The organism is Serratia marcescens (genome assembly GCF_001902635.1).
In the GTDB taxonomy this organism is placed as follows: Bacteria; Pseudomonadota; Gammaproteobacteria; order Enterobacterales; family Enterobacteriaceae; genus Serratia; species Serratia marcescens_F.
Genome location: NZ_MJAO01000011.1, coordinates 163,072 through 179,345, shown reverse-complemented (window position 1 = coordinate 179,345; position 16,274 = coordinate 163,072). Strand labels below are relative to the sequence as shown.

General features: G+C 61.5%; 16 protein-coding genes and 1 pseudogene. 6 read left to right on the top strand and 11 right to left on the bottom strand.

Features of this window, described 5'->3' with window-relative positions:
• Positions 1-40: 40 nt before the first annotated feature.
• From slyD to kefG, 4 genes and pseudogenes are all read right to left on the bottom strand, one after another.
• A complete protein-coding gene (gene slyD, locus BHU62_RS13240; protein ID WP_004930407.1) occupies positions 41-628 on the bottom strand; it encodes a peptidylprolyl isomerase in 588 nt (195 codons plus the stop codon).
• Between the two features lie 111 nt (positions 629-739).
• The gene (locus BHU62_RS13235; protein ID WP_038878065.1) at positions 740-943 is read right to left on the bottom strand and encodes a YheV family putative zinc ribbon protein; all 204 of its coding nucleotides are present in this window, start codon (positions 941-943) and stop codon (positions 740-742) included.
• Positions 944-957: 14 nt separating this feature from the next.
• A pseudogene (gene kefB / locus BHU62_RS13230) lies at positions 958-2,765 on the bottom strand (glutathione-regulated potassium-efflux system protein KefB).
• A gap of 2 nt (positions 2,766-2,767) precedes the next feature.
• Positions 2,768-3,319, bottom strand: coding sequence for a glutathione-regulated potassium-efflux system ancillary protein KefG (gene kefG / locus BHU62_RS13225; RefSeq protein WP_073532429.1), 552 nt, complete (start codon positions 3,317-3,319; stop codon positions 2,768-2,770).
• Between the two features lie 129 nt (positions 3,320-3,448).
• Between kefG and BHU62_RS13220 the strand changes: the two genes are divergently transcribed.
• Positions 3,449-5,362, top strand: a complete 1,914-nt coding sequence (locus BHU62_RS13220; protein ID WP_073532421.1) for an ABC transporter ATP-binding protein — start codon at positions 3,449-3,451, stop codon at positions 5,360-5,362.
• Positions 5,363-5,365: 3 nt separating this feature from the next.
• Here the strand turns inward: BHU62_RS13220 and tauD are convergent, their stop codons facing one another.
• From tauD to BHU62_RS13190, 6 genes are all read right to left on the bottom strand, one after another.
• A complete protein-coding gene (gene tauD, locus BHU62_RS13215; RefSeq protein WP_016930337.1) occupies positions 5,366-6,214 on the bottom strand; it encodes a taurine dioxygenase in 849 nt (282 codons plus the stop codon).
• The gene (gene tauC / locus BHU62_RS13210; protein ID WP_236720675.1) at positions 6,211-6,996 is read right to left on the bottom strand and encodes a taurine ABC transporter permease TauC; all 786 of its coding nucleotides are present in this window, start codon (positions 6,994-6,996) and stop codon (positions 6,211-6,213) included. Before tauC ends, tauD begins: the two co-directional genes overlap by 4 nt.
• 47 nt (positions 6,997-7,043) lie before the next feature.
• The gene (tauB, locus tag BHU62_RS13205) at positions 7,044-7,811 is read right to left on the bottom strand and encodes a taurine ABC transporter ATP-binding subunit (protein ID WP_073532419.1); all 768 of its coding nucleotides are present in this window, start codon (positions 7,809-7,811) and stop codon (positions 7,044-7,046) included.
• Between the two features lie 9 nt (positions 7,812-7,820).
• A complete protein-coding gene (tauA, locus tag BHU62_RS13200; protein ID WP_073532418.1) occupies positions 7,821-8,816 on the bottom strand; it encodes a taurine ABC transporter substrate-binding protein in 996 nt (331 codons plus the stop codon).
• 114 nt (positions 8,817-8,930) lie between these two features.
• Entirely contained in the window at positions 8,931-9,713 is a 783-nt protein-coding gene (locus BHU62_RS13195) for a PhzF family phenazine biosynthesis protein (protein WP_073532417.1), read from the bottom strand.
• 10 nt (positions 9,714-9,723) lie between these two features.
• Complete coding sequence (locus BHU62_RS13190) at positions 9,724-10,326, bottom strand: LysE family translocator (RefSeq protein WP_073532416.1); 603 nt, start codon at positions 10,324-10,326, stop codon at positions 9,724-9,726.
• A 119-nt stretch (positions 10,327-10,445) separates the two neighbouring features.
• Here BHU62_RS13190 and BHU62_RS13185 point away from each other — a divergent pair, with 119 nt between their 5' ends.
• The 3 genes from BHU62_RS13185 (at position 10,446) to BHU62_RS13175 (ending at position 12,678) form a co-directional block, all read left to right on the top strand.
• Positions 10,446-11,426: a hydrolase gene (locus BHU62_RS13185; RefSeq protein WP_073532415.1), complete on the top strand. Its 981-nt coding sequence runs from the start codon at positions 10,446-10,448 to the stop codon at positions 11,424-11,426.
• Positions 11,423-11,656, top strand: coding sequence for a YheU family protein (locus tag BHU62_RS13180; protein WP_004930376.1), 234 nt, complete (start codon positions 11,423-11,425; stop codon positions 11,654-11,656). The genes BHU62_RS13185 and BHU62_RS13180 overlap by 4 nt, the downstream gene beginning before the upstream one ends.
• A gap of 152 nt (positions 11,657-11,808) precedes the next feature.
• A complete protein-coding gene (locus BHU62_RS13175; RefSeq protein ID WP_073532414.1) occupies positions 11,809-12,678 on the top strand; it encodes a phosphoribulokinase in 870 nt (289 codons plus the stop codon).
• Positions 12,679-12,716: 38 nt separating this feature from the next.
• Here the strand turns inward: BHU62_RS13175 and BHU62_RS13170 are convergent, their stop codons facing one another.
• On the bottom strand, positions 12,717-13,124 hold the full coding sequence (locus tag BHU62_RS13170; protein ID WP_073532413.1) for an OsmC family protein: 408 nt from the start codon (positions 13,122-13,124) through the stop codon (positions 12,717-12,719).
• Between the two features lie 382 nt (positions 13,125-13,506).
• Between BHU62_RS13170 and crp the strand changes: the two genes are divergently transcribed.
• Both crp and BHU62_RS13160 read left to right on the top strand, forming a co-directional pair.
• Positions 13,507-14,139 carry a cAMP-activated global transcriptional regulator CRP gene (gene crp, locus BHU62_RS13165; RefSeq protein WP_004090925.1) on the top strand — a complete coding sequence of 211 codons (633 nt, stop codon included), beginning with the start codon at positions 13,507-13,509 and terminating at the stop codon, positions 14,137-14,139.
• Between the two features lie 49 nt (positions 14,140-14,188).
• On the top strand, positions 14,189-16,267 hold the full coding sequence (locus BHU62_RS13160) for a YccS/YhfK family putative transporter (protein ID WP_073532412.1): 2,079 nt from the start codon (positions 14,189-14,191) through the stop codon (positions 16,265-16,267).
• The last annotated feature ends 7 nt before the right edge of the window (positions 16,268-16,274 follow it).

Sequence of the window (16,274 nt, the reverse complement as noted above, 5' to 3'; positions counted from 1 at the left end):
CAGCCGATGGCCGCCCTCTTGTCTCGTGACTACGTTCTGCTTAGTGGCAGCCGCAGCCGCCGTTGCCGCAGCCGCCTTTACCGTGATCGTGACCATGGTCGTGATCGTGGCTGTGGCCGTGACCACCGCAGCAGCCTTCACCGTGTTCGTGGTGATGGTCGTGTTCGCCGTGTACGTGACCGTGCGCCAGTTCTTCTGCGGTCGCTTCGCGGATCGCGACAACTTCCACGTTGAAGTTCAGGTTTTGGCCGGCCAGCATGTGGTTGCCGTCAACCACCACGTGGTCGCCGTCAACTTCAGTGATTTCGACCGGAACCGGACCCTGATCGGTGTCTGCCAGGAAACGCATGCCGACCTGCAGTTCGTCAACGCCCATGAAGACGTCTTTCGGTACGCGCTGCACCAGGTTTTCGTCGTAGTTGCCGTACGCGTCGTTCGCGCCGACGTGAACGTCAAAACGATCGCCAACGTCGTGGCCTTCGAGCGCTTTTTCCAGACCTGCGATCAGAGAACCATGCCCGTGCAGATAGTCCAGCGGTGCGCTCACCGGAGACTCATCAACCAAAACACCGTCTTCTGTACGTACTTGGTAAGCCAGGCTGACCACCAAGTCTTTTGCTACTTTCATGATATCTCCTACCGTTGGCTACTAGGACGCGCACCGTCATCGGGGGCGCGCCTTTTCCGGACAGATTGTAACGGAAATCTGCCTCGCTGTACCCTCCGGGATAAAAAAACGCTACTTCGGCTGAAAAATGCCGATCACCTGTTCCTGCGGGCGAACGTGTTTTTCCACCTGTTGATCGGTTTGGCGCTGATGGTGGCCGCACTTGACGCACTCCACCACCTCCACCTGATCCTCTCGCCATACCGCCAGCGTATCCATGGCGCTACAGCTCGGGCACACCGCCCCGGCGATAAATCTCTTACGTGTTGCAGACATCGTTATGCTCCCGCTTATTCGTATTCATCCCAGCCGTCGAACTGGCGACTTTCTTTTTGCATTTCGCGATGGAACAGCTCTTCCAGCTCGCGCCGCGCCTCTTTCACGCGGGAAATTTGCGCCACATCGCCCTGATGCGGCGGCATCAGTTCACGCAGCATGCGCATATCCAGGCGGCGGAAATGCTGCTGGGCACGGAAGGCCTGATGCGGGTGCATGCCCAATTCCATCAGCGCCTTGCGCCCCAACTCCAGCGCGCTGGAGAAGGTTTCGCGGCTGAACTGCTTCACCCCGCCTGCAGCAGCTCATGCGCCTCCACACGGCCGCGCGCGCGCGCCAAAATGCTCAGGTTCGGGAAGTGCTGCTGGCACAGCCGCACGATCTCCATGGTGTCTTCCGGCTCATTGCAGGTGATCACGATCGACTTGGCTTTCTCGGCGCCCGCCGCGCGCAGCAGCTCCAGCTCGGTGGCGTCGCCGTAATAGACCTTGTAACCGTAGCGCCGTAGTACGCCAACGGCGCTGACGTCGCGCTCCAGTACGGTAATGCGCATTTTGTTGGCCATCAACAGGCGGCCAATCACCTGGCCGAAGCGCCCGAAGCCAACGATGATCACCTGCGGATCGTCATCTTCCACGTACGGCGTCTCCTCGTCTTCGTCTTTGGCGTTGTAGCGGCGCGCCAAAATGCGGTCGATCGCCTGCATCAGCAGCGGCGTGGTCATCATCGACAGCGTCACCACCACCAGCAGCAAAGACAGCTGATCCGGCTGCAGCACCTTTTGGGCGCCCGCTGCCGAGAACAGCACGAAGGCGAATTCGCCGCCCTGGCTGAGCACGCCGGCGAACTGTAAGCGCACCGAGCTGCGCAGGCCGAACAGGCGCGATATCCCGTAGAGCACGCCGGATTTGACCGCCACCAACACCAGCACGCCGATCAGCACTTCAGCCAGATGGGTGTAAAGTACGCCGATATTCAGCACCATGCCCACCGAGATAAAGAACAGCCCCAGCAGCAACCCTTTAAACGGCTCGATGGAGATCTCCAGTTCGTGACGGTATTCACTCTCCGCCAGCAGCACGCCGGCGATGAAAGTGCCGAGCGCCATCGACAGGCCGAGCACATCCATGAACAACGCCGAACCGAGCACCAACAGCAGCGCCGCAGCGGTGAAGATCTCACGCACGCCGGAGGCGGCGATATAGCGGAACAGCGGCCGCAGCAGGAAACGGCCGCCGAGCAGCATGCCGCCAAACGCCGCCACCTTGAGCGCGATCTTCGCCCAGTCATCGCTGGTGCCGCCGGCGCCGGCCAGAATAGGGATCAACGCCAGCGCCGGGATCACCGCCATATCCTGGAACAGCAGCACCGAGAAGCCCAGTTGGCCGCCCTCGTTGCGGTTCATGCCCTTCTCGCGCATCAACTGCAACGCCATGGCGGTGGAAGACATCGCCAGGCCGACGCCGCCGATCACCGCCGCCTGCCAGGCGAAGTGCGTCAGGTACAGCAGTGCGCCCAGCACCGCCGCGGTGAGCAACACCTGGCCGGCGCCGGCGCCGAAGATCGAGCGCCGCAGCTCCCACAGCTTGCTGGGGTTCAGCTCCAGGCCGATGATGAACATCAGGAACACCACGCCCAGCTCAGAAAAGTGCAGGATCTCGTCGACGTCGCGAATGAAGCCCAATCCCCAGGGGCCGATGGCGATGCCGGCGATCAGATAGCCCAGCACTGCGCCGATTCCCAAGCGACGAGCGATCGGCACCGTCACCACCGCGGCGAACAGGAACAGTAAAATGGCGGTCAGTAAAGTCGATCCTTCCATGGTTACCGCCCTCCGTGCGGCAGCGGGTGGCGCAGCCAGTCGCCATAGGCGTCCGCGTGGCTGCGCAGCACCTCCGGCTTTTGCCGTCGCGCCCAATACACCACGAACGGCGTCAGCCAGTGCATACGGCACATTCCAGCGGTCAGTTCGAACGGCCGCAGAATGTCCTCCATCGGATAACGGTTATAACCACCGGTGCGGTAGGCGCCTTCCGGCTCGCCGGTGGTGATCACCGAACGCCAGTATTTGCCCGCCAGCGCATTGCCGCCCACCCCGCTGGCAAAGCCGCGCGCCAGCACGCGATCCAGCCACTCCTTCAGCAACGCCGGGCAGCTGTAGGTATACAGAGGGTGTTGAAACACGATGACCTGATGCTCACGCAGCAGCTGTTGTTCGTGATGGATATCGATAAAAAAATCAGGGTAGTGCGCGTAGAGATCGTGCACGGTGACATGTTCCAACTGCTGCGCCGGTCGAAGCAAAACCCGGTTCGCCACCGAGTCATGAGATTCCGGATGGGCATACAGCAGCAAGACCTTGGGCGGCTGCGACATCATTCCCCTCCAAAGCGTCGTCAGGGTAGCGGTTTTCCGTTACCATGCATCGCAAAGACAAAAACAGCGCGCGCTGCGCGCTCTGTTACCTTAATGATAATTTAACATACTCTGAACATACGGCGCTTTATGATTGTATTCTCCTCGCTACAAATCCGACGCGGCATCCGCGTCCTGCTGGACAACGCCACGGCGACGGTTAATCCAGGTCAGAAGGTCGGCCTGGTGGGCAAAAACGGCTGCGGCAAATCCACGCTGCTGTCGCTGCTGAAGGGCGAGATCGCGGCGGACGGCGGCAGCTTCACCTTCCCCGGCAACTGGGCGCTGGCCTGGGTCAACCAGGAGACGCCGGCGCTGGACGTGGCGGCGATCGAGTATGTTATCGACGGCGACCGTGAGTTTCGCCAGCTCGAAGCCGAATTGCAGGTGGCCAACGACCGCAACGACGGCCACGCCATCGCCACCCTGCACGGCAAACTGGACGCCATCGACGCCTGGACTATCCGCTCCCGCGCCGCCAGCCTGCTGCACGGCCTCGGCTTCTCCAACGAACAGCTGCAAAGCCCGGTGCGCGATTTTTCCGGCGGCTGGCGCATGCGCCTCAACCTGGCTCAGGCGCTGGTGTGCCGTTCCGACCTGCTGCTGCTCGACGAACCGACCAACCACCTGGATCTCGACGCGGTGATCTGGCTGGAACGCTGGCTGAAAAGCTATCCCGGCACGCTGGTGCTAATCTCGCACGACCGCGATTTCCTCGATCCGATCGTCGACAAGATCCTGCATATCGAACAACAGACGATGAACGAGTACACCGGCAACTATTCGTCGTTCGAACGCCAGCGCGCCACCAAACTGGCACAGCAGCAGTCGCTGTATCAGCATCAGCAAGAGAAAGTGGCGCATCTGCAAAGCTATATCGACCGTTTCCGCGCGCAGGCGACCAAGGCCAAACAGGCGCAGAGCCGCATCAAGATGCTGGAGCGCATGGAGCTGATCGCCCCGGCGCACGTGGACAACCCGTTCACCTTCAGCTTCCGTCCGCCGGAAAGCCTGCCGAACCCGTTGCTGCGCATGGACAAAGTCAGCGCCGGCTATGGCGACAAGGTGATCCTGAAGTCAATCAAGCTGAACCTGGTGCCCGGCTCGCGCATTGGCCTGCTCGGCCGCAACGGCGCCGGTAAATCGACGCTGATCAAACTGCTGGCCGGCACCCTGGAACCGCTGAGCGGCGAGATCGGCCTGGCGAAAGGCATCAAGCTGGGTTACTTCGCCCAGCACCAGCTGGAGTTCCTGCGCGCCGACGAATCGCCGCTGCAACACCTGAGCCGCATCGCCCCACGGGTACTGGAGCAGCAGCTGCGCGACTATCTGGGCGGTTTCGGCTTCCAGGGCGATAAAGTCAGCGAAGTGACCGAACGCTTCTCCGGCGGCGAGAAGGCGCGGCTGGTGCTGGCGCTGATCGTCTGGCAGCGCCCGAACCTGCTGCTGCTCGATGAACCGACCAACCACCTGGATCTCGACATGCGTCAGGCGTTGACCGAGGCGCTGATCGATTTCGAAGGCGCGTTGGTGGTGGTCTCGCACGACCGTCACTTGCTGCGCTCCACCACCGACGATCTGTACCTGGTGCACGACGGCCAGGTCGAACCTTTCGAGGGCGATCTCGACGACTACCAGCAGTGGCTGATCGATCTGCAGCGCCAGGAAAGCCAGCAGGACGCGCCGGAAAAAGAGAGCGGCGGCAACAGCGCGCAGGCGCGCAAGGATCAAAAACGCCGCGAGGCGGAGTTCCGCACGCAGACCCAACCGCTGCGCAAGCAGATCGCCAAGCTGGAACAGCAGATGGAAAAACTGGGCGCCGAATTGGCGGCGGTGGAAGAGCAGTTGGCGGATTCCGCGCTGTACGACATCAGCCGCAAGGCCGAGTTGACCGATTGCCTGCAAAAGCAAAGCCAGGCCAAATCCGCGCTGGAAGAGACGGAAATGACCTGGCTGGATGCGCAGGAACAGCTGGAGCAGTTAACGCAGGCGTTCGAAGCCTAAGCCTCAGGCCTTGTAAAAAGGCCTATCCCCCAGAATGGTCGCGCGGTGCATGATGCGCCGCTGCGGCAGATAATCCGCGTTGGCGTAATGCTGCGTCACGCGGTTATCCCAGATCGCCACATCATTTTCCTGCCAGCGCCATCGCACCTGAAACTCCGGTTTGGTGATGTGAGCAAATAGGAAGTTCAGCAAAGCGTCGCTCTCTTTCGGCGCCAGATCGACGATCCGCGTAGTGAACCCTTCATTGACGAACAGCGCCTGCCGGCCGCTGACCGGGTGGGTGCGCACCACCGGATGCAGCAGCGGCGGGTTTTTCTGCACCGCCAGTTGCCAGCGCTGATGCTCCTCTTCACTGCCGCGATGTTTGTGTTCCGGGAATGACTTGGTGAAGTCATGCTCCGCACGCAGCCCCGCTAACAGCGTTCTGAACGGCGCCGACAGCGCCTCATAGGCGGCAATGCCGCTGGCCCACAGCGTGTCGCCGCCGGTAGCAGGCAGCGTCTTGGCCGCCAGGATCGCCCCCAGTGGCGGGTTCTCGATAAAGGTCACGTCGGTGTGCCAGTTATCGTTGTCCGGCGGGTTGTCGTCGTGGGTATCGAGCACGATGATCTCTTCCACGTCGGTGGCGTGCGGATAGACCGGATGGATATGCAGATCGCCGAAGCGGCCGGCCAGATCGCGCTGCTGCAGCGGCGTGATCGGCTGATTGCGGAAGAACAGCACCTGATGCTTCAGCAAGGCATGATAAAGCTGTTCAAACTGGCCGTCGCCCAGCGGCCGGGCCAACTCGACGTTTTCCACCAGCGCCCCGATGTAAGGCCCCAGCGGGGTGATATTCAGACGTTCGTTCATTGCTGTACTCCATGCCACGGGGTCAATCGGCGCTGCAGGGCACGCAACCCCAGCTCCAGCCCAAATGCAATCACCGCAATCACGCCGATGCCGGCCAACACCACGTCGGTCGCCAGAAACTCACCGGCGGATTGCACCATAAATCCCAGGCCGCGCGTGGCGGCGATCAGTTCGGCGGCCACCAGCGTCGACCAGCCGACGCCCAGCCCGATGCGAATGCCGGTCAGGATCTCCGGCAGCGCGCTCGGCAGCACCACGAAACGCAGCACCTGCCAGCGCGTGGCGCCCAACGTGCGGGCGGCACGCACCCTCACCTGAGCCACGCTGCGTACGCCGGCCACGGCAGAGAGCGTCACCGGCGCAAAGATCGCCAGATAAATCAGCAAGATCTTCGAGGTTTCGCCGATGCCGAACCAAATCACCATCAGCGGGAGATAGGCCAGTGGCGGCACCGGGCGATAGATCTCAATCAGCGGATCGAGGATGCCGCGCACCGTGTCGTTCAGCCCCATGGCGATGCCCACCGGAATGCCAACGATCACCGCCGCCAGCAGCGCCACCAGAATACGCCCCAGGCTGGCCGCCAGATGCTGCCACAGCGTGGCGTCCATAAAGCCTTGCGGGCTGGCGATGGTGATCAGCTGGTGCAGCACCTGCTGCGGCGCTGGCAAAAACAGCGGGCTGATCAGCTGCAACGCCGTCACGCCCCACCAGACGATCAACACCGTCAACAGTGTGGCGCCGCTCAGCCAAACGTTGCGCGGCACGCTGAAACGGCGCATCGCTTTGCCCTGCGGCTGCGCCGCGGCCTTCAGAGTGGAATGCAGGCTCATAGCAAGGCCTCGCGCTGTTGGAAAACTTTGCCCAACACGTATTCGCGCTGCGCGATAAATTCAGGATCGGACTTGATGGTGCGGCAGTCTTCACCAGCGGCATAGCGTTGGCCGAAGTTCAGCGACAGCCGCTCCACCACCTGCCCCGGCCCCGGCGACAGCAGCAGCAGCTCGCTGGCGAGGAACACCGCCTCTTCGATATCGTGGGTGATCAGCAGCACCTGCTTGCCGGTATCGCGCCAAATGGTCAGCAACAGCTCCTGCATCTGCTCGCGGGTGAACGCGTCCAGCGCGCCGAACGGCTCGTCCAGCAACAGCAGACGCGGATCGGCGGCCAGAGCGCGGGCGATGCCGACGCGTTGGCGCATGCCGCCGGACAGCTGCCAGATAAAGTGCTGTTCATAGCCCGCCAGCCCCACGCGCTGCAGCATCTGCTCCGCCACCTGGCGGCGCTGCGCCTTGCCGACGCCGGCCAGCTGCAGGCCGAACTCGACGTTGTCCACCACGTTGCGCCACGGCAGTAAGCCCTCATGCTGGAACACCACGCCCCGTTCGGCGCTCGGGCCATGAACGGGCGCTCCATCCAGCGTGATGCTGCCAGCTGAAGGCTCGATAAACCCGGCGATCAAATTCAGCAGCGTGGTCTTGCCGCAGCCCGACGGGCCGAGCACCACCACCAGTTGCCCGGCGGCGATCTGGAACGATACGTCACGCAGCGCGGGCCGCCCCTGATACTCTGCTGAAAGATGATTGACGTTTAGCATCCTGCTTCCTTACGACTGCGGCGCAGCCTGCACCTGTTTCACAAAACGGTCGGTCACGTAGGCGCTGTAGTCGCTGTCGACCTGCGGGATCTTGCCCTGCTGCTTGAGGAATTCGGCGGTATCGCGGATCGCCTTGTCCACCGGCTGGCCGAGCTGGGCAACCTGATCCGCCACCGGCAGATAACGGTTCCCCTTCACCAGCTCCGGCACCTGCGCTTCCGGCACGCCGCTCAAGCGCGCCAGCGTGCTGAGATGACTCGGCTCTTTCAGCCACTGTTCCGGCGCCGCCAGGTAGGCCTTTTGCGCCTGCAGGGCGCTGGCGGCAAAGGCGGTCACCACGTCGGGATGTTTCTCGGCAAAGTCTTTGCGCACCACCCACACGTCCAGCGTCGGCGAACCCCATTCGCCCACCTGCGCGGAGTCGGTCAACACCTTGCCCTGTTTGGCCAGTTCATTGACCACCGGCGCCCAGACGTAAGCGCCGTCGATATCACCGCGCTGCCAGGCGGCGGCGATGGCCGGCGGCTGCAGATTGAGGATCTTCACCTGTTCAGGCTTGATGCCCCAATGCTTGAGCGAGGCCAGCAGGCTGTAATGGGTGGTGGAGATAAACGGCACCGCGATGCGCTTGCCGATCAGATCCTGCGGGCTTTTGATGTCGTTCTTCACCACCAGCGCTTCGGAGCTGCCGAGCTGCGAGGCGATGAGGAACACTTCGATGGGGAGTTTTTGGCTGGCAGCCACCGCCAGCGGGCTGGAGCCGATATTGCCGATCTGCACGTCGCCGGAGGCCAGCGCGCGCAACACGCTGGAGCCGCTGTCGAACTTACGCCAGTCGACGGTCGCGCCGGATCGTTTGGCGAAGCTGTTTTCCGCCTGCGCCACCTTGGCCGGCTCCGCCGAGGTCTGGTACGCCACGGTCACGTCCACCGCGTAGGCGCTGGCCGCGCTGAACGACAGCGCCAACAGCGCCGCGTTGCGTAAGGAAAAGAATTTGCCCGCCATGTTCCGCTCCATTGATAAAAATCTGTTCAGTTACTGACAGTTTTATCTGAGCGATGACGAGCGATAAAAGAATAAAAAAGTCTTTTTTATTACCCAATGTAATATTAGAGGAGGTTACAGCGCGATCGTCCCGCGCAGGAACACGTGAGCATAGCCGCCGAGCAGCGTGCGGTCCCCTTGCAGTTCGCAGAACAGCTCGCCGCCGCGCGCCGAGATCTGCCGCGCATGCAGCCGATGGCGGCCGAGGCGCGCCGTCCAGTAAGGCATCAGCGTGCAGTGCGCGGAGCCGGTGACCGGATCTTCACCGCCGTCGAGCGTGAAATAGCGCGAAACGAAGTCCACACGGTTACCCCGCGCGGTAACGATCACCGCACGCCCGGCCAACGCGATCAGCGCCGGAATGTCCGGCCGCAGCGCGCGCACCTGCGCCTCGCTTTCCAGCACCACCAGCAGCGCTTTCGCCTGCCACACTTCCTGCGGCTGCACGCCCAGCAGCGCCGCCAGGTCCGCCGGTTCAGCCACTTTCTGCGGCGGCCGGGCGGGGAAGTCGAGCACCAGCCGTTCCCCGTCCTGCGCATCGCGCTTGACGAACAGCTCGCCGCCGGCCGAACGGAAGCGGATATCCTGCAGCGCCGGATTGACCGCGCTGAACATCACATGCGCCGCCGCCAGGGTACCGTGGCCGCAAAGATCGACCTCGCGTTCCGGGGTAAACCAGCGGATAGCGGTCATGTCGCCGTCATCCCAGACAAAGCTGGTTTCCGGCAGGCCGATCTCGTTGGCGATCGCCTGCAGCCGCGCCGTCGGCAGCGGCTGCGTCAGCAGGCAAACCCCGGCCGGGTTGCCGCGCAGCCCTTCGCCGGTAAAGGCAACCACGTGATAATAGTTTTCCGCCATCGTTCGCTCCTTAATGCCAGATCAGTAACACACAGGCTGCGGTCAACAACCCCATGGAAACGTTGAAGATAACCCAGGCCTTTTTGCTGCGTAGCAGGCGGCCGATCACGGTGCCGAACGCCAGCCAGATAATGCCGGCGACGATGTTTACCACCAAAATGCCCAGCGCGATCGCCGCAATGGAGCCGTTGTACTTATCGCCCGCCAGGCTGAAGCTGGCCACCGCCCCCAGCGCCATCAGCCAGGCTTTCGGGTTGAGGAACTGCAGCAGCCAGCCCTGATACAGCCGCACCGGTTGCGGCGGCGCCACGTCGGTTTCCAGTTTTTCATAGGCGGCGGTAGCGACTTTCCACGCCAGCCATAACAGGTACAAACTGCCGAGGATTTTCAGGATCAGGTGCAGCGACGGGTAGACCAGGATCAGGCTGCCGACACCGAAGGCCACCAGCAGCAAAATGCTCTGCATGCCGAGCATGATGCCGAGCATCAGCCACAGCGATCGCATAAAGCCGAAATTGGCACCGGAGGTGGTCAGCAGCAGGTTATTGGGGCCAGGCGTAATGGCGGCGACCCACAGGAAGCCCAACATCGAAAGGAATAAACTCGGTTCCATGGCACGGGTGCTCCTCACCCAAGGCGCTTTTTTGCAGTATCATTGTTAGTTATTGGTATTGAAGCTAACAGTGCGCCAGGGATCTCACAATAGCCACCCACAACATTTTTACTCAGCCTATGCCTAACACCTTTCGCCCTCTGACCGGGGCCAGTAACCCGCATCTGCAAACTCTGTTGCCGCGGCTGGTGCGCCGCCGCGTGTTATTGAAACCGCATTGGCAACGGCTGGAATTGCCCGATGGTGATTTCGTCGATCTCGCCTGGAGTGAGGATCCGGCGCAGGCGCGCGACAAACCGCGCGCGGTGCTGTTCCACGGCCTGGAAGGCAGCTTCTACAGCCCCTACGCGCACGGCCTGCTCAACGCCTGGCGTGAGCGCGGCTGGCTCGGCGTGGTGATGCACTTTCGCGGTTGCAGCGGCGTGCCCAACCGCAAGCAGCGCATCTACCACTCCGGTGAAACCGAAGATGCACGCTTCTTCCTGCACTGGCTGCGCGACAGCTACGGCGAGGTGCCGACCGCCGCGGTGGGCGTTTCGCTCGGCGGCAACATGCTGGCCTGCTATCTGGCTCAGCAAGGCGCCGACAGCCTGTTGCAGGCGGCGGTAGTGGTCTCGGCACCGCTGATGCTGGAGCCCTGCGCCTTCCGCATGGAGAAAGGCTTCTCCCGCGTTTATCAGCATTACCTGCTGGGGCAGCTGAAACAAAACGCCACCCGCAAACTGCTGCATTACCCGGACACCCTGCCGCTCAAGCTGTCGCAGCTCAACGCTCTGCGGCGCATCCGCGAATTCGACGACGCCATCACCTCGCGCATTCACGGCTTCAGCGATGCCACCGACTATTATCGCCGCTGCAGCGCCTTGCCGCTGTTGCCGGCGATCCAGACGCCATTGCTGATCATCCATGCGAAGGACGACCCCTTCATGACCCATGAGGTGATCCCCGACATCGCCGGCCTGCCGCGCAATATCGAATATCAGCTGACCGAGTTCGGCGGCCACGTCGGCTTCGTCGGCGGCACGCTGAAAAAACCGCATATGTGGCTGGAGCACCGCATTCCAGCCTGGCTTTCCCCTTATCTGGACATCCCGACGTGATCATTCCCTGGCAAGAACTGGCAACCGACACCCTGAACAGCCTGATCGAATCCTTTGTACTGCGCGAAGGCACCGATTACGGCGAACACGAACGTTCGCTGGAACAGAAGGTGGAGGACGTGCGCCGCCAGCTGAAAAACGGCGAAGTGGTGCTGGTGTGGTCGGAACTGCACGAGAGCGTCAACATCATGCCGCGCGGCCAGTTCCGCGCCGGGCAGGAGGAAATTTAGTGGCGCTCGGTTCTATGACTGACGGAAAAAATCAGGTAACAATGGGGCATTGCAAACCAGCGCGCACCATTTTTGCCCTGAAATAGAGAGCGTCAACCAGACCCACAATACCCCCCTGACGCCGGCGCATTCAACACGGAGTGACAACCATCATGTCTGCCAAACATCCCGTTATCGCGGTGACCGGTTCCAGCGGTGCCGGCACCACCACCACCAGCGTGGCGTTCCGCAAGATCTTCCAGCAGCTCAACATCCGCGCCGCCGAACTGGAGGGCGACAGCTTCCACCGCTACACCCGGCCGGAAATGGACGCGGCGATCCGCAAGGCGCGCGATCTGGGCAGACACATCAGCTATTTCGGCCCCGAGGCCAACGACTTCGGCCTGCTGCAGCAGAGCTTTATCGACTACGGCAAAAACGGCACCGGCCGCTCGCGCAAGTATCTGCACACCTACGACGAAGCGGTGCCCTACAATCAGGTGCCGGGTACCTTCACCCCGTGGGAGCCGCTGCCGGCGCCGACCGACGTGCTGTTCTACGAGGGGTTGCACGGCGGCGTGGTCACCGAGCACCATGACGTGGCCAAACACGTCGATCTGCTGGTCGGCGTGGTGCCGATCGTCAACCTGGAGTGGATCCAGAAACTGATCCGCGATACCGGCGAGCGCGGCCACTCCCGCGAAGCGGTGATGGACTCGGTGGTGCGTTCGATGGAAGACTACATCAGCTACATCACGCCGCAGTTCTCGCGCACCCACATCAACTTCCAGCGCGTGCCGACGGTGGACACCTCCAACCCGTTCGCCGCCAAGGCGATTCCCTCACTGGACGAAAGCTTCGTGGTGATCCACTTCCGCGGGCTGGATCAGATAGACTTCCCCTATCTGCTGGCGATGCTGCAGGGCTCGTTTATCTCGCACATCAATACGTTAGTGGTACCGGGCGGCAAGATGGGGCTGGCGATGGAGTTGATCATGGCGCCGCTGGTACAGCGGCTGCTGGAAGGCAAGAAGATCGAATAAATGCGTTGAGCGCGGCGCCGGGCCGCGCTCCGTCTCGATTACGCCGGCTGGTGGATCTCGAAGCTGTGGGTCACCGTCGCGGCTTTGTTGAGCATCAGGGCCACCGAGCAGTATTTCTCCGCCGACAGGTTCACCGCACGCTCGACGATCTTGTCGGTCAGGTCCTGGCCGGTGACGATGAAGTGCAGGTTGATATGGGTAAACAGCCGCGGGGCTTCTTCACGGCGCTCGGAGGTCAACTTCACCTCGCAATCGCGTACGTCGTTGCGCCCTTTTTGCAGGATGGACACCACGTCGATCGCGCTGCAGCCGCCCACCGACATCAGCACCATCTCCATCGGGCTGGGCGCTTTATCACCGGCGTTGCCGTCCATCAGTACCTGATGGCCGGAGGCCGATTCGCCCAAAAACGTTAATCCTTCCACCCATTTAACTCTTGCCTGCATTCTGGTCACTCCGGTTGATTTCTTAAAATCAGAGTACGCTTTCGCATAGAAACAGGCAACGTAACCTGATGCTAATCATGCTGAAGCGAGACAACACGAGACACCCGCCTTACTCTGTGCTACAAACAGAGCCGCAATAAATCTTTCCGGGACACTGAATATCAGGGAAAAGCCCAGAGAAAGGCTCCTTTACCGGTATGTTAACAGAATGTAGCTTGCAGCGCTTACGGCAAGTTAATATGCTAGAGCGACAGCGTATTTTTATGACACGCCTCAAAACTTTCCGGTAGCCCTCGCTCATGACTGCGGCTACAGGCGGGTTTTACAGGGAACTCTGACCCCTGTGACACAAGGCAGCGATAACAACAGAGGATAACAGCGAATGGTTCTCGGCAAACCGCAAACAGACCCTACTCTCGAATGGTTCCTGTCTCATTGCCATATCCACAAATATCCATCGAAGAGTACGCTGATTCACCAAGGTGAAAAGGCCGAAACGCTTTACTACATCGTGAAAGGCTCCGTCGCGGTGCTGATCAAGGATGAAGAAGGTAAAGAGATGATCCTGTCCTACCTCAACCAGGGGGATTTCATCGGCGAGCTTGGATTGTTCGAAGAAGGCCAGGAGCGCAGCGCCTGGGTTCGCGCGAAAACCGCCTGTGAAGTGGCCGAGATTTCCTACAAGAAATTCCGCCAGCTGATCCAGGTGAACCCGGACATCCTGATGCGTCTGTCCGCCCAAATGGCGAGCCGCCTGCAGGTCACCTCCGAAAAGGTGGGCAACCTCGCCTTCCTGGACGTTACCGGCCGCATCGCGCAAACCCTGCTGAATCTGGCGAAGCAACCCGACGCCATGACTCACCCGGACGGCATGCAGATCAAGATCACCCGCCAGGAGATTGGCCAGATCGTCGGCTGCTCGCGTGAAACCGTTGGCCGTATTCTGAAAATGCTGGAAGACCAAAACCTGATTTCCGCCCACGGCAAGACCATTGTCGTCTACGGCACCCGTTAATCCCTGAATAAACGGCGCAACCTGCGCCGTTTTTTGTCTGCTCCCTGCCATGTGGCGCCGCCTGATCTACCACCCGGAAGTCAACTACGCACTGCGACAAACGCTGGTGTTATGCCTGCCGGTGCTGTTCGGTCTGCTGATCGGCCAGCTGCAGCTTGGCCTGATGTTCTCTCTGGTGCCTGCCTGCTGCAATATCGCGGGTCTGGACACACCGCATAAGCGCTTCTTTAAACGTCTGATCGTCGGCGGTTCGCTGTTCGCCCTCAGCAGCCTGCTGCTGCAACAGGCCTTGCTGTGGCACGTGCCGCTGCCGGCGCTGATGCTGGGCCTGGCGCTGCTGCTCGGCGTCACCGGCGAAATCAGCCCGCTGCACGCCCGGCTGTTGCCGGCGGCGCTGGTAGCCGCCATCTTCGCCCTCAGCATGGCCGGCACGGTGCCGATCTGGCAGGCGCCGCTGCTGTACGTGATCGGCACCGCCTGGTACGGCTTATTCACCTGGTTCTGGTTCAAACTGTGGAAAGAGCAGCCGATGCGCGAAACGCTGAGCCAGCTTTACCTGGAACTGGCGGACTACTTCGAAGCCAAATACTCGCTGCTGACCCAGCACACCGATCCGCAAACCGCGCTGCCGCCGCTGCTGGTACGCCAGCAAAAGGTGATGGATCTGATCAGCCTGCTGTACCAGCAGCTTAATTTCCTGCCGCACGCCGACAATCTCGAACAAAAGCGCCTGCAGCGCGCCTTTCAGGTGGCGATGGACTTGCAAGAGCACATCACTGTCAGCCTGCATCTGCCGGAAGAGGTACAAAAACTGGTGGAGCAAAGCCAGGCCGAAGCGATCATTCGCCGCAATGCTCAGGTGATCGCCGGCAGGCTGCGCGTGGTGGCGCACGATATTCTCTACCATCAACATTCGAAGCGCTTCTCCATGACGCACGAGCTGGCGGCGCTGGAAAAAATGGCGGCGCAGCATCCCGACAATCCGGTCGGCCAGTTTTGTTATTACCACTTCAGCCGCATCGCCCGCCTGCTGCGCACCCAGCATCCGCTGTACCGCCGCGATCTGATGCCCGGCCAGCACCGCCTGCCGTTTTGGCCGGCGTTGGCCAGCTATCTGTCGTTTAAATCCACCGCCCTGCGCAACGCCGCGCGGCTGGGGGTGACGCTGGCAGTCGGCAGTAGCCTGGGCGCGGTGCTCAACCTGCCGAAACCTTACTGGATCCTGCTCACCATCATGCTGGTGAGCCAAAACGGGTATAACGCCACGCGGGTGCGTATTCAGCACCGTGCGCTCGGCACAATCGCCGGGTTATTGCTGGCGGCCGGGTTGCTGCAGCTGCAGCTGCCGGAGGGGGAAACCCTGAGCATCATGCTGGTGATCACGCTGCTGGCCTATCTGGTTTCACGTAAGAACTACGGGCTGTCGGTGATTGGCTTTACGGTCACCGCGGTTTACACCCTGCAGCTACTGGCGCTGAACGGCTCACATTTTCTGGTGCCGCGCCTGATCGATACACTGATCGGCTGCGTGCTGGCGTTCGGCGGCACCATTTGGCTGTGGCCACAGTGGCAAAGCGGGCTGCTGCGCAAGAATGCCCATCAGGCGCTGGAGAACGACCAAACCGCGCTGCGGCTGATGCTGGAGCAACCGGAGCCGGACGCCACCGCATTGGCCTACGCCCGCATGCAGGTCAACCAGGTGCACAACGCACTGTTCACTTCGCTTAATCAGGCGATGCAGGAACCGGGATTCGCTTCGAACTATCTGGCGGACATGCGGCTGTGGGTAACCCACAGCCAGTTCATCGTCGAACACCTGAACGCCATGACCATTCTGGCGCGCGAGCATTACATGCTGACGCCGAAACTGGCGGAAGCGTATCTGCAAACCTGCGAAATCGCGCTGCAAAGCTGCCAGCAGCGGTTGGAATACGACGGCCCGAGCAGCGGCAACAGCGGCATCATGCAGCCGCCGGATCTGCATCCGGACATGCCTGTCACCGAGATGGAGCGCCATCTGCGGCGCATTCTGTCGCACCTGAACGTGATGCACACCATTTCGTCGCTGGCCTGGCGCCAACGCCCGCACCACGGCATCTGGCTGAAGCGCAAACTGCGCGATCAATAAGGGCGCG